The 22679-nt window shown below is 60.6% G+C and carries 25 protein-coding genes; 14 read left to right on the top strand and 11 right to left on the bottom strand.

The genetic code is table 11. The features are described 5' to 3' along the window. Window position 1: 1 nt before the first annotated feature. From AMC99_RS03775 to AMC99_RS03750, 6 genes are read left to right on the top strand one after another with little or no spacing between them, the layout of a single operon-like run. Window positions 2-865: a hypothetical protein gene (locus AMC99_RS03775; RefSeq protein WP_061922976.1), complete on the top strand. Its 864-nt coding sequence runs from the start codon at window positions 2-4 to the stop codon at window positions 863-865. Between the two features lies 1 nt (window position 866). Then, window positions 867-1607 carry a 4Fe-4S dicluster domain-containing protein gene (locus AMC99_RS03770; RefSeq protein WP_061922973.1) on the top strand — a complete coding sequence of 247 codons (741 nt, stop codon included), beginning with the start codon at window positions 867-869 and terminating at the stop codon, window positions 1605-1607. Window positions 1608-1616: 9 nt separating this feature from the next. Further along, window positions 1617-2555 (top strand): CoB--CoM heterodisulfide reductase iron-sulfur subunit B family protein, encoded by a 939-nt coding sequence (locus AMC99_RS03765; protein ID WP_061922970.1) that lies wholly within the window; start codon window positions 1617-1619, stop codon window positions 2553-2555. A 2-nt stretch (window positions 2556-2557) separates the two neighbouring features. Beyond that, window positions 2558-2998: a hypothetical protein gene (locus AMC99_RS03760; RefSeq protein WP_061922966.1), complete on the top strand. Its 441-nt coding sequence runs from the start codon at window positions 2558-2560 to the stop codon at window positions 2996-2998. 13 nt (window positions 2999-3011) lie between these two features. Then, entirely contained in the window at window positions 3012-3449 is a 438-nt protein-coding gene (locus AMC99_RS03755) for a biotin/lipoyl attachment domain-containing protein (RefSeq protein WP_061922963.1), read from the top strand. 22 nt (window positions 3450-3471) lie between these two features. Continuing rightward, the gene (locus AMC99_RS03750; RefSeq protein ID WP_232301500.1) at window positions 3472-3801 is read left to right on the top strand and encodes an ArsR/SmtB family transcription factor; all 330 of its coding nucleotides are present in this window, start codon (window positions 3472-3474) and stop codon (window positions 3799-3801) included. 18 nt (window positions 3802-3819) lie between these two features. Here the strand turns inward: AMC99_RS03750 and AMC99_RS03745 are convergent, their stop codons facing one another. From AMC99_RS03745 to AMC99_RS03725, 5 genes are read right to left on the bottom strand one after another with little or no spacing between them, the layout of a single operon-like run. Beyond that, entirely contained in the window at window positions 3820-4146 is a 327-nt protein-coding gene (locus AMC99_RS03745) for a hypothetical protein (protein WP_061922960.1), read from the bottom strand. Then, on the bottom strand, window positions 4143-5981 hold the full coding sequence (locus AMC99_RS03740) for a SulP family inorganic anion transporter (protein ID WP_232301499.1): 1839 nt from the start codon (window positions 5979-5981) through the stop codon (window positions 4143-4145). The genes AMC99_RS03745 and AMC99_RS03740 overlap by 4 nt, the downstream gene beginning before the upstream one ends. A 33-nt stretch (window positions 5982-6014) precedes the next feature. After that, window positions 6015-6422 (bottom strand): protein tyrosine phosphatase family protein, encoded by a 408-nt coding sequence (locus AMC99_RS03735; protein WP_061922957.1) that lies wholly within the window; start codon window positions 6420-6422, stop codon window positions 6015-6017. 32 nt (window positions 6423-6454) lie between these two features. Continuing rightward, window positions 6455-6658 carry a YgaP family membrane protein gene (locus tag AMC99_RS03730; RefSeq protein ID WP_061922954.1) on the bottom strand — a complete coding sequence of 68 codons (204 nt, stop codon included), beginning with the start codon at window positions 6656-6658 and terminating at the stop codon, window positions 6455-6457. A gap of 37 nt (window positions 6659-6695) precedes the next feature. Next, a complete protein-coding gene (locus AMC99_RS03725) occupies window positions 6696-7628 on the bottom strand; it encodes an MBL fold metallo-hydrolase (RefSeq protein WP_061922951.1) in 933 nt (310 codons plus the stop codon). 403 nt (window positions 7629-8031) lie between these two features. Here AMC99_RS03725 and AMC99_RS03720 point away from each other — a divergent pair, with 403 nt between their 5' ends. Beyond that, complete coding sequence (locus tag AMC99_RS03720) at window positions 8032-8694, top strand: peroxiredoxin (protein ID WP_061922949.1); 663 nt, start codon at window positions 8032-8034, stop codon at window positions 8692-8694. Next, complete coding sequence (locus tag AMC99_RS03715; RefSeq protein ID WP_061922946.1) at window positions 8687-9061, top strand: ArsR/SmtB family transcription factor; 375 nt, start codon at window positions 8687-8689, stop codon at window positions 9059-9061. Before AMC99_RS03720 ends, AMC99_RS03715 begins: the two co-directional genes overlap by 8 nt. Here the strand turns inward: AMC99_RS03715 and trxC are convergent. From trxC to AMC99_RS03695, 4 genes are read right to left on the bottom strand one after another with little or no spacing between them, the layout of a single operon-like run. Further along, window positions 9058-9492 carry a thioredoxin TrxC gene (trxC, locus tag AMC99_RS03710; RefSeq protein ID WP_061922943.1) on the bottom strand — a complete coding sequence of 145 codons (435 nt, stop codon included), beginning with the start codon at window positions 9490-9492 and terminating at the stop codon, window positions 9058-9060. The two genes, AMC99_RS03715 and trxC, sit on opposite strands and share 4 nt — an antisense overlap. Before the next feature lie 4 nt (window positions 9493-9496). Next, window positions 9497-12742 (bottom strand): efflux RND transporter permease subunit, encoded by a 3246-nt coding sequence (locus tag AMC99_RS03705; RefSeq protein WP_061922940.1) that lies wholly within the window; start codon window positions 12740-12742, stop codon window positions 9497-9499. Next, a complete protein-coding gene (locus AMC99_RS03700) occupies window positions 12742-13755 on the bottom strand; it encodes an efflux RND transporter periplasmic adaptor subunit (protein WP_232301498.1) in 1014 nt (337 codons plus the stop codon). Before AMC99_RS03700 ends, AMC99_RS03705 begins: the two co-directional genes overlap by 1 nt. A 2-nt stretch (window positions 13756-13757) precedes the next feature. Next, window positions 13758-14087, bottom strand: a complete 330-nt coding sequence (locus AMC99_RS03695; RefSeq protein WP_061922937.1) for a rhodanese-like domain-containing protein — start codon at window positions 14085-14087, stop codon at window positions 13758-13760. 80 nt (window positions 14088-14167) lie between these two features. Here AMC99_RS03695 and AMC99_RS03690 point away from each other — a divergent pair, with 80 nt between their 5' ends. The 3 genes from AMC99_RS03690 to AMC99_RS03680 are packed head-to-tail and all read left to right on the top strand — an operon-like array spanning window position 14168 to window position 16939. Then, entirely contained in the window at window positions 14168-15445 is a 1278-nt protein-coding gene (locus tag AMC99_RS03690) for an NAD(P)/FAD-dependent oxidoreductase (protein ID WP_061922934.1), read from the top strand. Between the two features lie 13 nt (window positions 15446-15458). Continuing rightward, window positions 15459-15662, top strand: coding sequence for a YgaP family membrane protein (locus AMC99_RS03685; RefSeq protein WP_061922931.1), 204 nt, complete (start codon window positions 15459-15461; stop codon window positions 15660-15662). A gap of 8 nt (window positions 15663-15670) precedes the next feature. After that, entirely contained in the window at window positions 15671-16939 is a 1269-nt protein-coding gene (locus AMC99_RS03680; RefSeq protein WP_061922928.1) for a TolC family protein, read from the top strand. 20 nt (window positions 16940-16959) lie between these two features. Here the strand turns inward: AMC99_RS03680 and AMC99_RS03675 are convergent, their stop codons facing one another. Both AMC99_RS03675 and AMC99_RS03670 read right to left on the bottom strand, forming a co-directional pair. After that, window positions 16960-17382 (bottom strand): lasso peptide biosynthesis B2 protein, encoded by a 423-nt coding sequence (locus AMC99_RS03675; protein ID WP_198143566.1) that lies wholly within the window; start codon window positions 17380-17382, stop codon window positions 16960-16962. Window positions 17383-17479: 97 nt separating this feature from the next. After that, window positions 17480-18676 carry a TetR/AcrR family transcriptional regulator gene (locus AMC99_RS03670; protein ID WP_061922922.1) on the bottom strand — a complete coding sequence of 399 codons (1197 nt, stop codon included), beginning with the start codon at window positions 18674-18676 and terminating at the stop codon, window positions 17480-17482. Between the two features lie 162 nt (window positions 18677-18838). On the opposite strand from AMC99_RS03670, the gene AMC99_RS03665 reads away from it, so the two are divergent. The 3 genes from AMC99_RS03665 (at window position 18839) to AMC99_RS03655 (ending at window position 22592) form a co-directional block, all read left to right on the top strand. Further along, window positions 18839-19687 (top strand): SDR family NAD(P)-dependent oxidoreductase, encoded by an 849-nt coding sequence (locus AMC99_RS03665; protein ID WP_061922920.1) that lies wholly within the window; start codon window positions 18839-18841, stop codon window positions 19685-19687. Between the two features lie 73 nt (window positions 19688-19760). Continuing rightward, on the top strand, window positions 19761-22229 hold the full coding sequence (locus AMC99_RS03660; protein ID WP_061922917.1) for a TonB-dependent receptor: 2469 nt from the start codon (window positions 19761-19763) through the stop codon (window positions 22227-22229). A gap of 180 nt (window positions 22230-22409) precedes the next feature. Continuing rightward, on the top strand, window positions 22410-22592 hold the full coding sequence (locus AMC99_RS03655; RefSeq protein WP_157058351.1) for an MFS transporter: 183 nt from the start codon (window positions 22410-22412) through the stop codon (window positions 22590-22592). Window positions 22593-22679 lie beyond the last annotated feature (87 nt).

The following is a 22679-nucleotide window of genomic DNA, read 5'->3' as shown; positions in this document are numbered from 1 at the left end:
TGTGACGACGCCCGGCGCCCTTCACCCCTACAACCCCGGCGAAGACGAGCTGGGCATCAGACTCGACCTGAGCGGGGAAGCGCTGAAGGCTGCGCTGGCAGGATTGCTGGCGGGCGGAGAACGCCACGGCGGCATCGAACAGGTCGTCGAGGCGATGAAGATGAAGGCATCGCTTTTTGCGGACGCCTTTGCCGATCAGGGCCGCGATCTCACCCCCGAACAGTTCCTCAAGCTGTGCATGTTCATGCCGACAGTCCGCCGCCGCGTGACCGAATATACCGAAGGCGAGCAATTCGTGACCCTGCGGGACGCGCTGGTCGAATTGCAGGAAAAGACCGCGGTCGATTTCAAGGTCGATCGCTTCCAGCAGCATTTTCCCAAGGGTCGCAAGCACCGCTGGATACGCGACCTCGCCGCCGAAGTGCTGCATAATTCGAACATGGAGCTCTATCCGCTCATGACCCGCTGGGTCTGGGACCGGAAGGCCAATTCGGGCGTACTCCGCGAAATCTGGTTCGGCCCCGATGTCGACAACACCGTCATCGACGCACCCGACAATTACGGGATGTACCTGAAACTGCGCGAGGAGCTGTCGGGATACCTGACCGACAACGGCATTTTCCGCGACGTCCCCTTCTATGTCGACCTGCTGTGCGCGCAGGTTTACGCGGGCTATATCAGCTCGCAGGGCAGCGCCTTCCTCAAGGCCGACTTCGCATCCGAGCAGGACAGCTTCCTGTTCGTCCTTCGCCTCGTCGGGCTGGACGGAGTTCCGGCCAAGACGCGCGAACGCGACGATGCTTGCGACGACGATCTCGACCTGTCCGAAATCATGACCACCTCGCGCCTGCTGGGGAACGCCTGAGATGCCCATCCACGAAAAGAGCCTGATCCGTCCGGAAAACCTTTCGACCCACGAGAACCTGGTGATCGACGGCATCGACGTTTCGGGCGACTGGTCGACCTTCATCCGCAGCCGCGTCGTCAACGACTACAACGAAGATTTGCAGGACGAGATCGCCGCCCTGCCCGGCGGCGAGTACATCCACCGCTGCTGGCAGTGCGGATCGTGCACCAACAGCTGCACGGTGAACGCCGAAAATCCCGACTTCAACCCGCGCTACTGGATCTACCTGATCCGCATGGGGATGGAGAGCGAGCTTCTGCGCGACAAGGACATCATCTGGCAGTGCGTCAGCTGCAACAAGTGCACCAGCGCCTGTCCGCGCGACGTCGTGCCCGAAGGAGTAATGAAGGCGACCGCGCACTGGCTGGAAATGAAGGGGCATACGCCCAAGTCGCCGTCGCTCATCTTCGACGAGATCTTCACCGACCAGATCATCGAGCATGGCAAGATCGAGGACGGCCAGGTCCTCGTCGAATTCATGAAGAAGACCGACCAGCCGCTGTTCCAGGACTGGTTCGTCGAAATGGTCAAGAACATGGTCAAGGGCTTCCCGGTCTTCGCGCTGATGAAGATGGGCTGGTCTGCCGTCTTCCACCCGAAGACGAGCGACTGGTCGAAGGCGAGCGCCGCGATCAAGGAACACATCGAGGAAGAAAAGGCCAAGCAGCACCAGGCGCTGGGCCTCGAAGCCGCGGAATAGGACGAGGGAATGCAGGACAACCGTAAAGAGCGTTACAAGAAGGTCGCCTACTACCCGGGTTGCGCGCTCGAGGGGACAGGCCAGCCCTACGATATTTCCACGCGCGCCGTGGGCAAGAAGCTGGGCCTGCAGCTGGAAGACGTAAAGGACTGGAACTGCTGCGGCGCGATGGAGGTCAAGAACATCGACCCCGAGATCCAGACCTACCTGTCGAGCCGGGTGATGAGCCAGGCCAAGCACAAGAACAAGGCCGATGTGGTGATGGCCCCGTGCAACGGCTGCTATCACAATCTCAAGAAGGCCGAGTACGATATCGCCAACAAGCCGAAGTCGAAGGAAACGGTCGAGAAGATTTCGGCCAAGGCCGGGCACGAGGCCTATCACGAAGGCGAGATCGAGACGATCCACGCGCTCGACTGGATCAAGTTCGGCTTTGGCGAAGAAGAGCTGAAAGCCAAGATCAAGGGCGGACTGAAGGGCCTGAAGGTCGCCAATTATTATGGCTGCATGTACACCCGCCCGCGCCACATCTTCCCCGAGAAGGACAAGGGCGGCGACAGCGAAAGCACCAAGAACCCGCATTACATGGATGACCTGCTCGCCGTGGCAGGTGCCGAATGCGTCGACTTCCCGCTCAAGACCGCCTGCTGCGGCGGCGCGCACACATTGTCGGACAGCGACATGTCGACCAAGCTGGTGCTCAATATTCTCGAAGCGGCCGAAGCTTCGGGCGCTGAAGTGATCGCCACCGAATGCCCGACCTGCCATTCGGGTCTCGAGATGCACCAGATCCGTGCATTGAAGCGCCTGTCGAAGGATACGAACGTGAAGATCGTCTACTTCACCCAGCTCCTCGGCCTTGCGATGGGCCTCAGCCCGCGCAAGCTCGGCATCCATGCCAATGTCTCGCAGTCGATCCCATTCCTCAAAGAACGCGGGATCGCCTGATCATGGAAACAACGGCAAGGAGCGTTTCGGACATCGAGCAATGGCTCGATTCAGGCGCCCGCGCCGAAGCCAACCATGCGCATGCAGCAGAGCTGCTCGCATCGGGCGAGGAAGTTCTCGAAAACTGGCTGGTCGCACACGGCAAGATTCCGACCAACGAAACGCGCGAGGGATTTCGCCTGCTCGCCCTTCACCGCCAGGGTGCGCAAGGCGACCCCAGTTTCAACGCCTGCCGCGAAACCTGCCGCGAGCTGGCATATCACTATAACCTAGTCACCTCCGAAGGCGTCGATCACGATGTCAACGGGACGCTTGCAATGATGCGTCTGGTGACAAAACACCTTACCCTGTTTGTCGGAGGAAAATTGCAGGAAGCCGGAATTGGCGATTTCTGCTGTTCCTCCAGGTCCATTCGGACGAAGCCGACCGAGCTTGCTCAATAAGTGGGAGCGTAAAATGCCAAACGTACGTGGATGCCACCTTCCCGACGAACTTCTTTATGACGTCGACAACCACATCTGGGTGTCGGAAGAAGGCGACGGCAATATCAAGATCGGCATGACGATGGTTGCAACGGCGCTTGCCGGTGAACTAGTCGCCTTCACGCCGAAGAAGCCGGGCAAGGCGATCAAGCCGGGGAAAAGCTGCGCCATCGTCGAGAGCGGGAAGTGGGTTGGCCCAGCCAAAACGCTGGCCGGAGGAGAGATCGTTGCCGTCAATGAAGCACTTGTTGCGCAGCCGAACCTTGCAAATGCCGACCCATATGCCAATTGGATGGTGATTTTGGCGCCGGAGGACTGGGCTGACGCGAAAGCGCAGCTTACCCCGGGTACCGAAGTTGCCGGGCCTTACGAGGCCAAGATGGCGGAAGATGGTTTCGAAGGCTGCGGCTAACGCGCGGCAAAGGAGTGCAAAAGTGGACCTGCCCCTGGATCAAATGCAGGCGAATGCGGCGCGCGCAACGTCACTGCTCAAATCCATGGCGAATGAATCTCGACTGATGATTCTATGCCAGCTCTCCGAAAAGGAAATGACCGTCGGCGAACTGACCGAAAAGGTCCCGCTTTCGCAATCGGCCCTCTCGCAGCACCTCGGCATCCTGCGCCGCGAGAAGCTGGTGAAAACCCGCCGGCAGTCGCAATTTGTCTGGTATTCGCTCGCAAGTGGCGATGCGCGTTCGCTGATCGGTTCGCTCTACGAAATCTTCTGCGCCAATTGCGACCCCGACAAGCAGGATTGCGACTGATAGCCGCTGCCACTGCCCCTAGAGGCAGTGGATCAGAACCTTGATCCGTTCTTCGTGAAACGCCTTCCATGCATCGAGGACGGCATCGCCGCCGCCCTCCCCCTTCGCCACGTCGAAGATTGCGGCGATCAGCGGTAGCAACACCTGCTTGATCTCGCCCGTGCGCAAATCGCCGGGGGTCCACCCGATATATAGCGCGTCTTTCTGGAGGGTCTCCGAATCCTGCGCTTCCTGAGCCATTCCCCAGAGGCGATCGATGCGGGCGAGGTCTTCCTTCGCCAGATGTGCCTGAAAATAGCTTTCGCTGTTGCTTGCGATGTTCGAAAGATAGTCGTGCAGGATCACAGCCGAGCCTCCTCCCTTTCCGTGCCGATATCGGGCACCGACGCAATGGCAGTCTCGGCGGCAGGTCCGGCGAGTTCCTCGAACGCGTCATATTGCGACAGGTAAACCTTGCCCGACAGGTCGTGCAGCAGGTGCGAACGCTCCAGCCGGTCCATCACTGGTCCCTTCACCTCCGACAGGTGCAGGCGAACATGCGCATCGGCGAGGCGGCGGTTGAGCGATTCCAGCACCTCAAGCCCCGAAGCATCGATCCCGTTCACAGCCGAACACATCAGCACGAGATCTTTCAGGTCAGGGCGCCGTGCAACTTCGGCAAGGACGAATTCCTCCAGCCAGCGCGAGTTGAGATAGGTCAGCGTTTCATCGACGCGGATGGTCAGAAGATGCGGGACCGTCAGCACAGCGTGCCTCCGCACATTGCGAAAATGCTCGGTTCCTGGAACCTGCCCCACGATTGCCGCATGTGGCCGCGAAGAGTGCCAGACGAACAACGCCAGGCTCAGCGCGACGCCGGTCAGCACACCGGTCTCCACCCCATCCACCAGCGTAACCAGGATCGTCGCGGTGATCGCGATGAAGTCACGCTTGGAATAGGACCACAGTTCCAGCGGCTTGCGCAGATCGACCAGGCTAAGCACCGCGACGATAATGGTTGCAGAAAGCGTTGCGAGCGGCAGGAAAAACAGCAGCGGCGTCAGGAAAAGCGAGGCGATGCCGATCCCGATCGCGGTGAATGCGCCAGCAGCCGGAGTCTCGGCCCCCGCATCGAAATTGACGACCGAGCGCGAGAAACCGCCCGTCACCGGAAACCCGCCCGACACGGCAGAAGCAACATTCGAAGCGCCGAGAGCGACCAGTTCCTGGTCTGGCGCGATGTTCTGGCGCCGTTTCGCAGCCAGCGTCTGGGCAACCGAAACCGACTCTACGAAACCGATGATGGAAATGAAGATCGCCCCAACCAGAAGGTCCGACCACAATGCCGGGGTGAACGCCGGAAGGGCGATCGGCGGCAGGCCGACTGGGATCTCTCCCACGGTCTTCACGCCCTTGTCGGCCAGGCCGAAAACGGTAACGGCGGCGGTCGTCGCGATGATCGCCAGGACCGGGCCGGCCTTTGCCAGCAGGTCCGCCATGCGCGCACCGAGCCCCATCCTGGCCAGCAGAGGTTTTGCCCCCTTCCGGACCCAGAACAGGAAAGCCATAGCTGCTATGCCGATAGCCAGTGTGTAGGGGTTGGTTTCTCCGATATGCGCGAACAGTGCGCGGGCGATCTCGATCAAATTGTCGCCGCCTGAAGGGATGCCGAGGATGTGCTTGAGCTGGCTAGCGGCGATAATGATCCCGCTCGCGGTGATGAAACCGCTGACCACCGGGTGCGACAGCAAGTTCGCAAGGAAACCGAGGCGGAATAGGCCCATCGCAAGAAGGATCAGGCCAGACAGAAGCGCCAGCGCGATCGCAGCGGCAAGGTACTCCGGCGAACCCGCGACAGCGATGTTCCCCGCCGCCGCTGCTGTCATCAGCGACACCACCGCAACCGGCCCTACCGACAGCGTGCGACTGGTCCCGAATACCGCATAGGCGATCAGCGGCAGGATCGACGCGTAAAGTCCGACAACCGGCGGAAGACCTGCCAGAAGGGCATAGGCCAGGCTTTGCGGGATCAGCATGATCGTCACGATCAATGCGGCGACGAGATCGCTTGTCAGTATGCTGGAGTTGTATTCCCTGCCCCATCCGAGGATGGGAAAGAAGCGCGACAGGCCGCCCAGATTTACGAGCGGCCTGCGATGCTTTCTACCGCTATCTGCTACGCCTGTGTCGCTCTGTGTCACTTTAGGCCACCTTTGGGCGAAGCCGGTCGCGCGTCAGAGACGATGGCGCAGAGGCTCCAGGTCGTAACCCGCAGCAGCGGCGCATTTCAGCCGCTCGTCTTCCGATTTGCCCTCGGGATTAGATAGCGCCCAGAGCACCGTCGCCCGCTTGCCCGAGCCGCAATATGCGAAGGCTTCACCGCCGCAATCGCGCAGAATCTTGCCCTGCTCCGCAACCGCCTCGGGTGAGACATTGTCGGGCGTAATCGGGTTGTGGTGAAAGGCAATCCCATGCTTTTCCGCTTCCGCACGGATCTCGTCCGCGCAAGGCTGGTCGGGGCTTTCGCCGTCGGGCCTGTTGCAGATGATCGTCTTGACCCCTGCCTCGCCAAGAGCGGCAACGTCAGCAGGCCTTATCTGTCCGGAAACACTCAGTTTTTCACTAATCGTCTTGCGATCCATGGTTTGCCTTTCACACTTATTTCGGGGTCAGATCAGCCCTTGCCGCAGGTGTTGACACCGATCACTCGGTAAAGCGGGCAGAAGCCGATCAGACTGGTGAGGAGGAATACGGCAGCCACGATGTAGGCACCGGTCGCCAGTCCTCCTGCGAGCGCGCCGGTATAGGCGAGATAAGCGAGTACCAGCGCCACGATGATACGGAGCGTGCGATCCAGTGTTCCCATGTTCTTACCCATTGTACTTCCTCCTTGCTGCCAGAGTTATGATGCCGGATCAGACAGCATTCACCGGTATCTTGATGTAGCTGACGCCATTGTCCTCGGGCTGCGGCAGGCGGCCGCCGCGGATGTTCACCTGCACCGAAGGCATGATCAGTTGCGGCATGGCAAGCGTCTCGTCCCGCTTGGTCCGCATCTCGACGAATTCGTCCTCGGTCACGCCGTCACGGACATGCACGTTTCCGGCGCGCTGCTGGCCGACAGTCGTTTCCCAGGCGTATTCGTCACGTCCCGGAGCCTTGTAATCATGGCAAAGGAACAGACGTGTTTCCTCGGGTAATTCGAGCAGGCGCCGGATAGAGCGATAGAGCTCGCGCGCATCACCGCCCGGGAAATCGGCCCTCGCCGTTCCGAAGTCCGGCATGAACATCGTGTCGCCCACGAAGGCTGCATCGCCTACGATGAAGGCCATGTCAGCAGGCGTATGCCCGGGGACGTGGAGAGCGATGCCTTCGAGCGCGCCGATCCGGAAGGTTTCACCATCGTCGAACAGGTGATCGAACTGCGATCCGTCGCGCTGGAACTCGGTGCCAGCGTTGAACAGCTTGCCGAAGACATTCTGCACCTTGATGATGTCGCGGCCGATGGCGAGCTTGCCGCCGAGCTTTTCCTGCAGATAAGGCGCTGCAGAAATATGGTCGGCATGGGCGTGGGTTTCGATCAGCCAGGTTACTGTCAGATCGTTTTCGCGAACGTATTCGACAATCAGGTCCGCAGACCCGTTGGACGTGCGCCCGGAAGCCGCCTCGTAATCGAGAACTGAATCGATGATCGCGGCTTCCTTCGTCGCCGGATCATGCACGACATAACTGATCGTGTTGGTCGCCTCGTCGAAAAAACCGGCGATCGAGGGACGCTTTGACTGGTCGGCAATTGCATGTTCGATTTGCTGGCGAGCGGCGTCGAGCGCCTTCTGCGCGTCACTCATCTCTCACTCCTGCATCAATTTATGGTCTTATGTATATAATATAGGAATGTGCTTTTATATCCCAAAGTCAAGAGCGCCCGGTCAAAGCACTCACTATCTCGAAGGCATCCGTCATTTCGGATTGGCGGAAACCTGCGATTTTCGTGCAAGCACTTCGAGATTTTCGCTTATTGTGATCGCGAAAATCTCCGACTGACAATAGGTTTGAATAAGTTGCGAAAGATCAGGCCGCTTTGACAATCGCACGCTTGCTTGCCCTCTCTATCAACGATTTAAATGATCGGGCTCTGCGCCTTACCCAGTGCGATCGTGGATCGCCAACCAATGCTTTTCGATTTTTGATAGTATCGAAGCATGTAATTGTCTTGCACGGCGCAAGATGCTGGTCTAGCTTTGGCTGACGATGCCCGAAACCAATCCGTTCCAAGGCGAAATTCGCCCGCTTCACATCGGCGACATAGTCCCGAGATTTGCCGCTCGCAGCACGCAAGGCCCGATCGATCTGGGCGATTACGACGACCAATGGGTTGTCCTTTTCGCGCACCCGGCAGACTTCACCCCTGTCTGCACCAGCGAATTCATTGCCTTGGCACAGGCGGCTGACGAATTTGCTGCACTCGATTGCGCACTGATGGGCATTTCGGTGGATAGTCTGTTCTCGCACCTGGCCTGGATCCGGATGATCCACGAGATGTCGGACGTCAAAGTGGAATTCCCGCTGATCGAAGATCCCACGATGGAAATCGCGCGCGCTTACGGAATGATCGGCGATGATGCCAATGACGCGACGACCGTCCGTTCGACCTACTTTATCGCACCAGGCGGCATCCTGCGCGCATCGGTGACCTATCCGCCAAACGTCGGGCGCTCCATCCCCGAGATGCTGCGTCTGTTACGCGCACTCCAGCAGGCCGACAGCGAGAACGCCCTTGTTCCCGCCGACTGGCAGGTTGGTGACGATCTTCTGAGGATGCCCGAGGAAACCTCCGCCAATCTCTTCAAGCAGGCGAATGCGACCGATTGGTTTTATTCAAAGCTTGGAAGCAAGGGGCGTCGCAATGATTGATCGCGATTTCGATGCCAGCGCCGAGGTGCTGCGCGCGATCGCCCATCCGGTGCGGTTGCAAATCCTTTGCGCGATCAAGGACGAGCCGCATGCCGTCAGCGAGATCGAGGAAATGACCGGGATCGCCCAGCCGGGCCTGTCCCAACAACTCGCAATCCTGCGCAAGGCCGACTTGGTGTCGACCCGCCGCGACGGGAAGAAGATCTATTACCGTGTCGACAGCGACCAGATGCTTGGCGCGAGTGACCTGCTCGATGCATTGGCCGGTTCGACCGACCAGAGACGCCGCGACCGACAAACTGCGCGCAAGCACAGCGGCGGTGGTGCAGCGACCTTCGCGCGCATTCTAGGACGCAGCGGAAACTAACCGCCCAGAGCGGAATTCACCCAGGAAACGATTGCGTGTGGCGGCATCGCACCTGCAGTGCGGGCCACTTCCCTACCCTGCCGGAAGACCGCCAGTGTCGGAATCGACTGGATGCGGTGAGCCGCACCAGCACCCTGCTCCGCATCGGTATCGACCTTCAGCAGCAAAGCCTTGCCAGCAAGCTGTTTGGCTGCCTGCGCATAGGCCGGAGCCATCGTCCTGCAGGGCCCGCACCACGGCGCCCAGAAGTCGACCACGACCGGAACACTCGATTTTGCGACCGTCTTTGCCAGGGCGGCACCGCTAACCGAAGGCGGATCGCCCGGAAACAGTTCAGCCTTGCACTTGCCGCAGCGCGGACCATCGGCAAGCCGTTCCGAAGGTACACGGTTGAGCGCCAGGCAGTTCGGGCAAACCAAAGTCTCTGCCATCGAATTATTCCTCTCGTTCCTGCCCCGCCGGTCCGAACAAAGTGAGCGGCCGCTCGTCATCGCGCAACACGATGTAGATCGCCGGAATGACGAGCACTGTCAGCAGCGTAGAGCTGGCAAGCCCGAACAGCAACGAGATCGCAAGGCCCTGGAAAATGGGATCGGTCAGGATCACGGCCGCCCCGATCATCGCTGCCGCTGCCGTCAGGACGATCGGTTTGAACCGGATCATGCCCGCTTCCAACAGCGTATCGCGCAGGCTCTTGTCCGCGCTTCTCGCATGGCGGATGAAGTCCACCAGCAAGATCGAATTGCGAACGATGATCCCTGCAAGCGCGATGAAACCGATCATGCTGGTCGCGGTGAACGGGGCCTGGAACAGCATATGTCCGATAACGATTCCGACCAGCGTGAGCGGGATCGGCGTCAGGATGACCAGCGGGATCTTGAAGTTGCGGAACTGGCCGACGACAAGGACATAAATCCCGAGCAAGGCCACCATGAATGCAGCGCCCATGTCCCGGAAGGTCACCCAGGTGATCTCCCATTCACCGTCCCACAGCATCGACGTGCCCAGCTCGTTTTCGGGTTGTCCGTTAAAGCGGATTTCCGGTTGCTGAAGGCCGGCGCCCGCCCAGTCGAAGTTCTCGACCGCCTGATCCACCTCGAACATCCCGTAGATCGGAGCCTCGTACCGCCCTGCCAACTCGGCAGTCACCATTGCTGCCCCGCGGCCGTCGCGGCGGAAAATCGATTGCCCTCCTTCGGTGTAGGAGACATCGACGACCTGATCGAGGCGAATGAGTTGCGGGCCCATCGGTCCTTGAGACACCGCGACCGGGGTAGCGCCCAAGGAGCTGCTCCAGCTGCGCTGCGACTGGTCCAGACCAATCTGGATCGGTAGCGGCGGACGACTGAGGCCCTGCGGGGAGTAACCGACGCGTTGATCGCCGAGCAGGGCCCCGATGCTGTCAAAAATCTGGCGTTCGGAAAGGCCGTAATAATCGATGCGGTCCCTATCGGGCACCAGGCGCAACTGCGGGACCGGCTGACCGAAGCTGTTGTCGACGTCGACGATGAACGGGACATCACGGAAGATCTTTTCGACCTGCTCTGCCGTGGCGCGGCGCGTCGCTTCGTCCGGGCCGTATATTTCGGCGAGCAAGGTGGCCATCACCGGCGGGCCGGGAGGGGTTTCGACGACCTTGATCGATCCGCCCTGCGGAAGGGTGATACCGGCCAGCCTTTCGCGAAGGTCGACTGCGACTTCGTGGCTCGAACGCGACCGTTCGCCCTTTTCCGAAAGCGTGACCATCAGGTCGCCCATCCAGGGCTTCGAACGCAGGAAATAGTGCCTGACGAGGCCGTTGAAATTGAATGGGGCGCTGGTGCCGACATAGGCTTCCATCGATTCGACTTCGGGCAATTTCCGCGTCACCGCCGCGGCCTGTTCAAGCACGCCGGATGTCGTTTCGAGACTGGTTCCTTCCGGCAGGTCCACGACGAGCTGGACTTCCGACTTGTTGTCGAACGGCAGCAGTTTGACCGTCACCGCCTTGAAGTAGAACATCGAGCAGGCGAGCAATGTCGCAATGCCTACGGCGACCAGGAAATTGCGCGCCGACTTTCTGTCGCGAATGATGCGCGACGCGACCCGGCCATACAATTCGCCCAGCTTGCCCCCATGGGCATCGTCATGACCATGTGCCAAAGTCCTTCGCGCAAAGCGGATCATCAGCCACGGCGCGATGATAACAGCAACGAAGAAGCTGAACACCATTGCAGCGCTCGCGTTGATCGGGATCGGCGCCATGTATGGCCCCATCAGGCCCGAAACGAACAACATCGGCAACAAGGCGGCAACGACCGTCAATGTAGCAACGATCGTCGGGTTGCCGACCTCTGCCACGGCCTCGATCGCCGCAGTCTGCCGGTCCCGGCCATCATTCATTCCCCAGTGGCGCGCGATATTTTCGATCATGACGATTGCATCGTCGACGAGGATGCCGATCGAAAAGATGAGCGCGAACAGGCTGACGCGGTTGATGGTGAAGCCCATGATGTTGGATGCGAACATCGTCAGCAGGATGGTTGTCGGAATGACGATGGCCGTCACGCCGGCTTCCCTCCACCCGATCGCGAAACCGATCAGGATGACGATGGAAACCGTGGCGAGCGCGAGGTGGAACAGCAACTCGTTCGCTTTTTCATTGGCGGTTTCCCCGTAGTTGCGGGTGACATCGACCGAAACACCCTGCGGAATCAGGACGCCCTTCAGCCCCTCTACCCGCTCGACCACGGCATCCGAGACATTCACGGCGTTAGCGCCTGCCCGTTTCGCGACCGCGAGGCTGACTGCAGGGGTCATCATCCAATTGCCGCTTTCGTCCTGCCGCGACCAGCGCCAGGCGCGGGCCTGCTTCTGCGTGGGCTCTTCGGTAACGGTCGCAACATCGCTGAGATAGACTGGTGCACCTGTAACCGCGCGCACCTGCAGGCTGCGCACATCGTCAGCGCCAGTCAGGTTTTTTCCGGCAACCACAGTCGCTGCGAGCCCGTTCTCGCGCACGGTCCCAACGGGGAAAGTACGGTTGGACTGGGTCGCAGCCTCGATCACATTGCCCAAAGGTACTTGCTTTGCCGCAAGTTTCGCGGGGTCGGGAACGACGCGGATCGCCTGTTCCTGACCGCCCACGATGAAGGTAAGTCCAACGTCATCGACCTTGGCAATCTCGGTCCTCAACCGATCGGCCAGCTCATAGAGCGACTGGTCGTTCCATTCGCCTGGAGCATCCGGTTCCGGGCTGAGTGTCAGGACGACAATCGGCACGTCGTTGATGCCCCGCACGGTGACATGCGGCGGCGGAATACCGACGGGGATACGGTCCATGTTGGCCTGGATTTTTTCGTGGATGCGCGTTGCGGCATCCTCGGCATCCGATCCGACCTTGAACCGGGCAGTGACCATCACGCCGTTGTCTTCGGCCTGCGTGTAAACATGTTCGACTTCGTCCACGCTTTTAACGATAGTTTCGAGCGGCTTGGCCACCACCTCCACCGCATCGCTTGCCGAAAGTCCGGGGGCCGCGACCTGGATATCGACCATCGGCACGCTGATTTGCGGTTCTTCCTCGCGCGGGATTGTCATCGTAGCGATCAGGCCGACGAGGATGGATGCCAGAAGCATCAGCGGCGTAAGAGGCGAATTGATCGTCGCCCGAGTCAGCTTTCCGGATATGCCCAGGCTCATCACGATGCCTTGGCTGGGAGTACGAGAACGTCGCCGGCAGAAACGCCCGAAAGGATTTCGACCTTGCCGGCCTCGCTCGAGGGCGAGGCCTGCACGGGGACCAATGCTGCGGTGTCAGAAGCGGTCCTGACGGTGACATAATCGACCCCGAAACGGGTCACGATATAGTTGGCCGGCACGAGAAGCGCGGACTTGGTCCCGCTTTCGACTTCGGCCGAGAGACGGCGCCCGATCAGTCCTGTGTCGATGCCCGAAACCGTTGCATCGGCACGGACCTGTCCGGCGACGACCGATGGATAAACCCGCGAAATCGAGCCGGTCAAAATCTCCTCGCCCTCGCCGGTCACACGGACTGTGCTACCGGGGCGCAGATCCGAGGCTAGCGATTCCGGCAGGTCCATCCGCAATACGACGGGACCGGAGGTGATCGTCGCAATGGGCATGCCGGGTGCAACCGCAGACCCGGCGGGAATATCAGCCATCAGTACTCGGCCAGTCGCGGGGGCGAGAACCAGGCCCTGCCCAGCAACCGCCTGAACCGCCTGCTGTTGCGCGCGGGCGGCAGCGGCAGCTGCCTGAGCCTGCTGGAGGCGCGCCTTTGCGTAAACGCCGTTGTCGTAGAGATAGCGTACCCGCGCCAGTTCCTGCTCGGCCTGAACAGCTTGCGCACCAAGTGCTGCCGACTGGTATCCGAGTTGGGAATCGACGATCCGACCGATCGCCTGCCCCTTCTTCACATAATCGCCTTCGCTGACCGAAAGCGAGGTCAGGATGCCGGGAATTCGGGCGGTCGCCTGCGCCTGGTCGACCGTCGCGACTTCGGCGCTGACGGAGGTCCATTGCGGAACCTCGACTTGCTTGAGAACGATTGCGGGGCCCTTGGCCGATACCTGCTCTGTGGTCGGCTCGGCAGCTTCGTCGTTGCATGCTGGCAGGGCCAGCGAAAGGACCACGGCGGTCAATACCGGTGCAACCAGCCTCCCTCGTCTGCTCATCCCTCGTTCGGTCATCATTGTCATCTCTCCACGGGCAGCCCGGCCCGGCCCCATGCGCCCATCCCTCCGGCAAGGTGGGTGTCGACAGGCACATCGCCGCACATCCGCAGCGCCTTGGCCGATCGGACCCCGCCGGCACAATTGAGCACGATCGTCTTGTCACCGGCATCCGGCAACTGCTCGGGCGAAAAGCGCGAAAGCGGCAGGTTGATCGCGCCCGGCACGTGGCCGCCGGCAAACTCGCCCGGTTCGCGCACGTCGACGACGATTGCCTTGCGGTCGGCGACCAGGTCGTAAAGCTCGCCAGGGGTCATTTCCTGTATCGGTTTGCGTTTGCCGAAGCCAAACATTCGAAGTCCTTTCGATTATTGACTTGCGAATATCGTGTATGTGTAATATTCGTCAAGGACCAAATGAGGAAGGGAAAGAGATGTCGTTACCGCATATCGTCGTGCTGGGCGCCGGACTCGGCGGCACGATCGCAGCCTACGAAATTCGCGGCGCCACCAAGGGCAAGGCACGCGTCACGGTAGTGAACAAGGGCGAAGACTATTGGTTCGTGCCCTCGAATCCTTGGGTAGCGGTAGGCTGGCGAGAGCCGGAGGCGATCAAGGTCCACCTCCCCCCTGTCATGGCGAAGCACGGTATCGAGTACAGCGGCGTCGGCGCAAAGAAGGTCGATCCGTCCAATAACCGAATCGAGTTGAACGATGACTCGCATATCGAATATGATTATCTGGTAATTGCAACCGGTCCGGACCTTGCCTTTGACGAGATCGAAGGCTTCGGCCCCGGCCGACACACAGTCTCCATCTGCGAAACGGCGCATGCCGCGGAAGCCTACGAGAAATTCGAGGAACTTTGCGCCAATCCCCGCCCGATCGTGGTCGGCGCCGCTCAGGGCGCCTCGTGCTACGGCCCTGCATACGAAATGGCTATGGTGCTCGACACCGAACTGAAGCGCCGCAAGATCCGCGACAAGATACCGATGACCTTCGTCACGCCGGAGCCTTATGTCGGCCACCTCGGCCTCGACGGGGTCGGCGACACCAAGGGCCTTCTCGAATCCGAAATGCGCGATCGACACATCAAGTGGATCACGAACGCCAAGGTCGACAGCGTCGAGGATGGGCGGATCCACATCACCGAGGTGAACGAGGACGGTAGCGAGAAGAAGAAGCACGACCTCGATTTCGGCTGGGGCATGCTCATGCCGCCCTTCCGCGGTGTGCCCGCGCTGATGGGCTTGGAGGGGCTGGTCAATCCGCGCGGCTTCGTGATCGTCGACAAGCACCAGCGCAACCCGACCTATGCGAACGTGTTCGCCCTCGGCGTCTGCATCGCCATCGCACCGACCGGGCCGACTCCGATCCCCGTCGGCGTTCCGAAAACGGGCTTCATGATCGAAAGCATGGTCACCGCAATCGCAGAGAATCTGAAGGAAATCCTCGGCGGACAGGAACCCACGCATGAAGCGACGTGGAACGCGATCTGCCTTGCCGACTTTGGCGATGGCGGCGTGGCATTCGTCGCCCAACCGCAAATCCCGCCGCGGAACACCAATTGGGCTTCCGACGGGAAATGGGTCCATCTCGCCAAGATCGGGTTCGAAAAATACTTCCTGCGCAAGGTTCGCAAAGGAGAGAGCGAACCCTTCTACGAAAAGCTCGCCCTCCATGTGCTGGGCATCAAGAAAATGAAAATGTGACCGGAGCCAATCCATGAACCTCGATCGTGCAGTCCTGGCCTTCGCAGGCCTGGTGGTGACACTCAGCGCAATCCTGTCTGTTACCGTGAACCCGTGGTGGATCGCGCTGACGATCTTTGCGGGCGTCAATATGCTCCAATCCAGCTTCACCGGCTTTTGCCCGGCGGCGATAATCTTCCGCAAGCTGGGCGTGGCAGAAGGCTGCGCGTTTCGTTGAGAGATAGAATGCGGAAACTCGTAACTGTTTCAGGCGCGCTTGCAGCTGCAATCGTCGCGGCGCCTCTCAGCGCCGAAACGCTCGACGAAACGATTGCGCTCGCAGTCAAGCATTCTCCCGCGCTGGAGGCAGCACGCGCACGCGAAGATGCTGCCGATGCTGCCGTGCGTCAGGCGAGTGCCGAACGTAGCCCTAGCGCAAGCGTGCAGGGCCAGTTGGGATATGGCCGCATCGACCCGCAGGGTTTCTTCGGGCTTATGGCGGACAATGTAACACCGCGCGTTGTACAGGTCGGTGCGGAATGGCCAATTTTCACCGGCGGCCGCATCGATGCTGCGATCGACCAGGCCCAGGGCAGCGCTGAAATCGCGCGGATCGGCACGCAGGCGGCCATGCTCGACCTGCGGCTCCAGGTAATTGCAGGATACACTCAGGCACTCGCAGCCAAGCAGGAGGTCGCAAGCTATACTGCCATGACCGGGATGCTGACCGAAGTTCTTCGCCAGTCGCACCTGATGTTCAAGGTCGGCGCAGCGACCTCCACCGATGTCAGCCAGGCCGAGGCGCGCCTTGCAGAGGCAGAGGCCGGACTTGCGGGAGCGCAAGGCACTCTTGCCGAGGCTGAAGCCCGTCTGTCGCAGCTTGCAGGGCGATCCATTTCCGTCGACGCCGAGCTACCCCCTCCCCCGCCCGTACCTGCATCGGCAGACCAGGCCGCAGTGCTGGCGGTGGCCGACAATCCGCAACTGGCGCAGGCGCGCAAGGCGGCAGAAATCGCGGAGGCAGGGGTACGTGCGGCCAAGGCAGAGCGGATGCCGACCGTTGCCGCTTATGCAGAAGCGTCGACTGTCCGCGACCAGTTCTTTCCCGGATACAAGGCCGACAGCGGCAGTGTCGGCGTGCGCGGCCAGTGGAAGTTTTTCACCGGCGGCCGCGACAGCGCAAAACTCGACCGATCAGAGGCCGAGGCCCGCGCAGCTGCAGCCGATGCACGGCTCGCGCAGCAGAATATCGAGATCCAGGCCGTGAGGGCTTTCGAACAGGTGCAGGCTGCCCGCGCGATGCTGGTCGCGGCAGAGAAGCGTTCGAACGCTACCATAGAAGCGCTGCGCAGCACGCGTTTCGAGGTAAAGGCCGACGCGAAACCGCAGCTCGCATTGCTTGACGCGTCGAGAGAAGCGATCGAGGCAGAAACGGCTCGCATACGCGCTGCCGGAAACCTGCTTTCAGCCGCTTACGGACTGCGCAGCATCACCGGCATGGATCTCGGCGAGTAAGCGACGTTCGTCAGGTCCCTTCAGTCGCCGGCCCCACCGGGCACGAAGACTGCGTAAGAATTTTCGTCGCAGTGGCCGACGACCCATTTCTCGCCGACTTTCAGCCAGGCGTGGAACTCCCTCTCGCCTGATCCGTCCTGCCGGGTTCCGCAATAAAGTGCCGAGTTGATCCCGCGCCGCTTGAGCATCCGCCGGGCCGCAATCGCCTGTGGCAGGCAAATGAAGATAGCTGGCGCAATCTGGGAAAAGCGCGCGATGGCTCTCCTCACCCGGTCGACGGTCGCTTTCGTTTCAGTCGAAATTTCGCGAGGGTCGGTCTGATCAGGTGCGGATTGTAGCGGATTCTGTGTCCAGCGTCGCGTTGGCCGTGACCGTACGATGATCGCGGCTGCGACCAGCTGCAACCCGGCCTCGAAGAACATGCCCCAGTCTGCGATAGGCATTTTCGATGCCGTGCGAATTTTGGAAGCAATCCCGGGCATGCAGCGCGTTTGAGCAGGTCCGGACAACCGCCGCAAGCAGTCGCGAGTACCCTGCCGGTTAAATTGCGCCCTTGGCCAATGCGTGGAGGAGCTTGCTCACTAGCCGGGGTGCATCTTCACCCGACGACCAATCGCGCAGGTCGCTGAAGCCATGAACCGTGGCGAGATAATACTGCGCGGCAATGCGGGGATCGCAATGCCTGACCGAACCATCGGCAATTCCATCCGAAATCATGCCGGCGACGCGGTTCACCAGCTGCGTCGATCGCGTGAACATATCCCGCCGAAGCTCGTCCGGCAGGATCTGATAGCTTCCGATGCGCAGCAGCGGTGCATCCGCAGTAAGCTGGTACATCGCAATCGCGGAGGTTGCAGTGGCCAGCGACGCACCTTGCGTCTCCTCGCTCCCGGCGAGATCGAAAGCCCTTTCGAAAACATCGAAACTGGCTTCGAAACAGGCGACCACGAGTTCCGACTTTGTCCGCAGATGGTGGTAGAAACTGCCCGAGCTCAGTCCCAGCTCTGCAGCTATCCGTTCGACCTTGGCGCCGTTGTGGCCGTAACGGTTGATGAGGCGTGTCGCCGCCTCGAGGAATGCTGTCCTTGCATCCTTTTGCCCGGCATCGAGTTCGAGTGACGGGATTTCGCCGGTCTCGCGAACGTCATCCAGGAAGCCATGATCAAAGAGATCGACAAGGTTGCGGCTGGTGCGCGCATAATCCTTCGGCGAGCATCCATATTGCCAGGCGGGCAGCCAGAAGATGTTGCTGGCCAGAATATTGCTCGCAAGCAATTGCTCTGCCCTTGATCGGCCAGGCTTACCGGCAGGGAAGAATCCGGCGATCGTCCGAACCGCCTTGTCGAGATTTTCCTCCAGCGGTTTTCGCGCCCCGTCGGCAATCGACGGAAGATCCGATAGCAGCGCCAGCTGCGTGCCGCCGGCGTTCTGGCGGGCAAATAGGGCGAACTGCGCGTCAATAAGAGCGGCCACCTTCGCACGTTCGTCCGCTTCCTGCGCCGCTTCTGCGACCGAGCGTTCAAGCCAGTTGATCGAACGCTCGAGGCAGGCTGCGACGAGAGCATCCTTCTTCGGGAAGTAATATCCGAGCGATGAGATATCGAGACCGACCTTGCTCGCGACATCTGCCAGTCGCAGCCCTTGCGCACCCTCGCTGTTCAAAAGGGCTGACGCGACATCGATGATGTCGTCCCTGCGGTCAGCAAAGCGCCGCGCCCTCTTCCCGGCGATCCCCATGCGGTCAACCTATTCCAAGTCCGAATTTTGCGCCAGTCGCATTTTTAGGAAATTGCCTATGCGCCAACATGTTCCCTTTTCTTTAGTGTTTTCAGTTATTTCTAAATTCATTTGACTCTCGCATCAGAATCCAAATACGCTCGACGTGGGAGAGGAAAACGAATGGCCAAAATTGCACTCGTCACCGGTGGCGGCTCGGGTATCGGAGCGGCCACTGCGCTCAAGCTGGCCGAAACCGGGTACAGGGTCTGCGTGGCGGACATCGACCGCGAGAGCGCAGAAAGGGTTGCTGCCGAATGCGGCAACGACGCCGAGGCAGTCGAATGCGATGTAACAGACGGTGATGCGGTTGCGGCCATGTTCGCCGAGGTGGCCCGATTGGGGCAATTATCGGCGCTGGTGAACAACGCAGGCGCCGGCGGTTCGCAGACAGGGATCCTCGAATTCGATCTGGAAGGCTGGAATTCCACCCTTCGACTGCTCCTGACATCTGCGGCACTTTGCACCCATCATGCGGCGAAAGCGATGAGCGATGGCGGGACGATTGTGAATGTAGCCTCGGTCGCATCGTTCGGGCCCGGCTATTCGCCGCTCGCCTATGCGGTGGCCAAGGCAGGCGTCCTGCAATTGACCAAGGTGACGGCAGCCGAGCTCGCCCATCGGGGGATCAGGGTGAATGCCGTTTGTCCGGGCATGATCCTCACCGGGATCTACACCGCCGGGTTCAAGGATTTTCCCGCTGCGGCACAGATGGTGGACGCGCATATGCGCAAACAGGCCCCGAAGGCGCAGCCCCTGCAAATCGCGGGGATCCCGGAACACATTGCCGACAACATCGCCCACCTGCTGAGCGACAAGGCTTCGTTCGTAACCGGCACCCACCTGATCGTCGATGGCGGGATGCTGGTCGGGCCACGCCACAGCTGGGATCCGGAAATCTGGGAGCAAAGGCAACAGGACAGGGAGGCGCTCTACGCGTCGGCCATGGCTGCTGCTGCAAACGGGAAATGACGCTGCCGCAAATGGCTGCGCGAGTGGGAGAGAGCAAATGGTGAAAACGAGATACCTGATAGGCGCCGCGACTATGGCAGTCACGGCCGGCATGGCAGCGCCAGCTGCGGCGCAAGATACCTCTGGCACGGCCACCGCAAACGCAGGCGCCGTAGCACCTTCCCAGGACCCGAATGTCATCATCGTGACCGCACAACGGCGCGAGGAAGACCTCCAGGACGTTCCTGTCGCTGTGACTGTATTCGGCGATGTCGACCGTGACCGACTGGGCATCGACACCATTCAGGACATGACCAATGTCACGCCGGGTCTCAGCTTCAACGCGCAGCTCGACAGGCTTTCCGTTCGCGGCGTCGGCCGCCTGACCAACATCATCGGGTCCGATCCTGGCGTCGCAGTCTATAATGACGGGCTCTACACCTCTTCCAATGCCGAAGCGTCGAAGAGTTCCATGTTCGTCCAGTCGGTCCAGATCCTGCGCGGGCCGCAGGGTACGCTGTTCGGTCGCAATTCCGTCGGCGGCGCGATCAACGTCATTTCGAAGCGCCCTGCCGATATCCTCGGCGGCGAATGGCGGCTTTCGGGTGACCGCTATGGCGGCCTGGTCGCCGAAGGCGTGCTGACGGGTCCGATTTCCGATGCGCTCAAGTTTCGTGCCTCGGTCCAGATGGGGCCGCGACCGATCGACGAAGCGTTCAAGAACATCGGCCCCGGTGACGATCAGGGATCGCTCAAACGGATGCTGTTCGAAGGGCAGCTTGAATATGACGCGGGCGATGCGTTCAACCTCTGGCTGAAATATTCGCACGCCGAGTGGGATCACGAACTGTATGGCCAGACCAATCTCGTCACCCCCTATTCGACCGCAGAAATCTTCCCGTCAGGCGCGCTGGTTCCGAATCCCGGCTACGGCTACACCGAAACCAATCCCGGCGTTGACGATCCCTGGACGATCAACCGCAATACTACCAACGAGGATACGCTCAGCCGCAACCACAACTTCGTGGCCAATATGCAGATCGCGCTGACAGACGATGTCCAGCTGAAATACGTCGGTGGCTATTCGCAATATCTCTACACGCTCTATACCGACCTCGATTATTCGTCGGCGACCTTGCGGGACGAGGCAGTCGGCTCCTTCTATGGCTCGTATTCCTACGACCCGACCTACATCCAGCGATATGTCGAGGATAAGAGCTATTATTCGAACGAGCTGACACTCTCGAATTCCGGTGCGGGCGCGCCATTCAACTGGGTGCTCGGCCTCTACCAGTATCACGAACGCTTCAAACAGCCGATTGACTGGTTCCAGGGTGGTGCGGGAACCGACGACATGGCCCTCGCGCTGGCAAACCCGGTGTGCGTCGACGCGGCATTCGGCATCCAGGCCTCCTGCGCGGAAAACCCGCTTCGCTCGTTCTATTCGGGCACGGGTGACCTTGAAATCGATAGTTACGCCGCTTTCGGGCAGGCGGACTTCATGGTGACGGACGCGCTGAAGATCACGGCAGGGCTGCGCTATTCTTCCGACAAGAAGAAGGGCAGCGAAACCTATCGTCTCGTGAACTACAATCCGGTGGGCTCGGCCTACTGCGTTCTGGAACCCTATGGCGTGATCGGTTTCGGTGGCTGCGGCCCCTTCACCGCCGCGCAGGATATCACGACCTATGTCCTTCAGGTGCCGGGATCGGGTCCGCAGGCACGCGAACTCAGTGGAACCTACGACGGTTGGTCGTGGCGCCTCGGGCTCGACTATGAGTTCAGCCCCGATGCCATGATCTACGCCAGCTACAATCGCGGCCTGAAGGCTGGCGGCTTCAACCTCGGCAACTTTGCGGCCCAGCCGGAAGTGAAGAACGAAAAGGTCGACGCGTTCGAGGTTGGCATCAAGACCCGGCCGATGCCGCGGACGACCCTGAACGTTACCGGCTTCTATTACGATTACCGCGACGCCCAGATTCCGATCTCTGTCCCGTTGAGCGCGGCGCTCGGCCTGAACACGACAAACTTCTTCAATATCGACAAGACACGCTCGCTCGGCCTCGAGGTCGAAACGTCATGGAACGTGACCGATCAGCTGGAGCTCACCGGAACATATTCCTATCTCGACTCCACCATCCAGAAGGCACCGCGCCTGTTCGACGATCCGAACCAGCCCGGCACGGTCCTGGTCGATCTGGAAGGCAAGCGTTCACCGACGACGTCGAAGCACAAGCTTTACCTCGCCGGACTGTACGACGTGCCGATCGGCGATGCACACCTGATGTTTGCTGCGAGCTATGCCTATCGCTCCAAGGCTTATTACGATGTTTTCAACTCGGTGACCGGCAAGGCGCCGGGTTGGGACCAGGTCGACGCCCGCGTCACCTATATCGATCCGACGGGCAAGCTGACGCTTATCGGCTATGTCCGCAATGTCTTCGACACCGTGGGGTATATCGGTGCCGCCGGAAATGGCGGCACCAGTGCACCGGGCTACGGCCAGCTATATTCCTACAACCCGCCGCGCCAGATCGGTGCGGAATTGCAGGTTCGCTTCTGATGGCGGGCCGGGCCGCATCCGGTTTTCCGGGTCGGCATGTGGCCCGGCATCCCAATCTTGTCTGCTCAAGGGTTTGGGCCGACCCCCTGCGGGATGAGGGACAACGGTTTCTCCACGCTGTTGCCCTCGCTCTGAGATCAGGCGGTCGGCCTCCCGGCCGATCTGGTGGGCCTTGCGATCATGGTCGCGCTAGTCCTCGATGCCTTCATCGTTCCGGTGATTGGTCATCTCTCCGACCAGACCAGATCGCGCTGGGGGCGGCGGCATCCCTGCACGTTTGCCGCCGCTATCCCCCTTGGCTTGAGCGACCTTTTGCAATGGAACCTGCCCACCGGCGCAGCGATGGCCCGGTGGAGGGCCTGACGATGAACTGATTGGATAAACGGGGGCGAACCGTCGACGACAAAGATCGATGACCTCAAGCAATGGCCGGTAGAAACCGGCGGGAGA

Source organism: Altererythrobacter epoxidivorans (assembly GCF_001281485.1).
GTDB lineage: Bacteria > Pseudomonadota > Alphaproteobacteria > Sphingomonadales > Sphingomonadaceae > Erythrobacter > Erythrobacter epoxidivorans.
Note: the sequence above shows the minus strand (reverse complement) of the source record. Positions and strands in the feature narration are given on the sequence as shown.

Coding starts and splice junctions, on each gene's coding strand:
- AMC99_RS03660 (WP_061922917.1), top strand. CDS start 19,761: ATGGCAGTCACGGCCGGCATGGCAGCGCCAGCTGCGGCGCAAGATACC.
- AMC99_RS03730 (WP_061922954.1), bottom strand. CDS start 6,658: ATGGGTAAGAACATGGGAACACTGGATCGCACGCTCCGTATCATCGTG.
- AMC99_RS03770 (WP_061922973.1), top strand. CDS start 867: ATGCCCATCCACGAAAAGAGCCTGATCCGTCCGGAAAACCTTTCGACC.
- AMC99_RS03715 (WP_061922946.1), top strand. CDS start 8,687: ATGATTGATCGCGATTTCGATGCCAGCGCCGAGGTGCTGCGCGCGATC.
- AMC99_RS03700 (WP_232301498.1), bottom strand. CDS start 13,755: ATGATGACCGAACGAGGGATGAGCAGACGAGGGAGGCTGGTTGCACCG.
- AMC99_RS03690 (WP_061922934.1), top strand. CDS start 14,168: ATGTCGTTACCGCATATCGTCGTGCTGGGCGCCGGACTCGGCGGCACG.
- AMC99_RS03720 (WP_061922949.1), top strand. CDS start 8,032: ATGCCCGAAACCAATCCGTTCCAAGGCGAAATTCGCCCGCTTCACATC.
- AMC99_RS03735 (WP_061922957.1), bottom strand. CDS start 6,422: ATGGATCGCAAGACGATTAGTGAAAAACTGAGTGTTTCCGGACAGATA.
- AMC99_RS03675 (WP_198143566.1), bottom strand. CDS start 17,382: ATGCCTATCGCAGACTGGGGCATGTTCTTCGAGGCCGGGTTGCAGCTG.
- AMC99_RS03755 (WP_061922963.1), top strand. CDS start 3,012: ATGCCAAACGTACGTGGATGCCACCTTCCCGACGAACTTCTTTATGAC.
- AMC99_RS03655 (WP_157058351.1), top strand. CDS start 22,410: ATGGTCGCGCTAGTCCTCGATGCCTTCATCGTTCCGGTGATTGGTCAT.
- AMC99_RS03665 (WP_061922920.1), top strand. CDS start 18,839: ATGGCCAAAATTGCACTCGTCACCGGTGGCGGCTCGGGTATCGGAGCG.
- AMC99_RS03760 (WP_061922966.1), top strand. CDS start 2,558: ATGGAAACAACGGCAAGGAGCGTTTCGGACATCGAGCAATGGCTCGAT.
- AMC99_RS03670 (WP_061922922.1), bottom strand. CDS start 18,676: ATGGGGATCGCCGGGAAGAGGGCGCGGCGCTTTGCTGACCGCAGGGAC.
- AMC99_RS03695 (WP_061922937.1), bottom strand. CDS start 14,087: ATGTTTGGCTTCGGCAAACGCAAACCGATACAGGAAATGACCCCTGGC.
- AMC99_RS03765 (WP_061922970.1), top strand. CDS start 1,617: ATGCAGGACAACCGTAAAGAGCGTTACAAGAAGGTCGCCTACTACCCG.
- AMC99_RS03725 (WP_061922951.1), bottom strand. CDS start 7,628: ATGAGTGACGCGCAGAAGGCGCTCGACGCCGCTCGCCAGCAAATCGAA.
- AMC99_RS03685 (WP_061922931.1), top strand. CDS start 15,459: ATGAACCTCGATCGTGCAGTCCTGGCCTTCGCAGGCCTGGTGGTGACA.
- AMC99_RS03705 (WP_061922940.1), bottom strand. CDS start 12,742: ATGAGCCTGGGCATATCCGGAAAGCTGACTCGGGCGACGATCAATTCG.
- AMC99_RS03680 (WP_061922928.1), top strand. CDS start 15,671: ATGCGGAAACTCGTAACTGTTTCAGGCGCGCTTGCAGCTGCAATCGTC.
- trxC (WP_061922943.1), bottom strand. CDS start 9,492: ATGGCAGAGACTTTGGTTTGCCCGAACTGCCTGGCGCTCAACCGTGTA.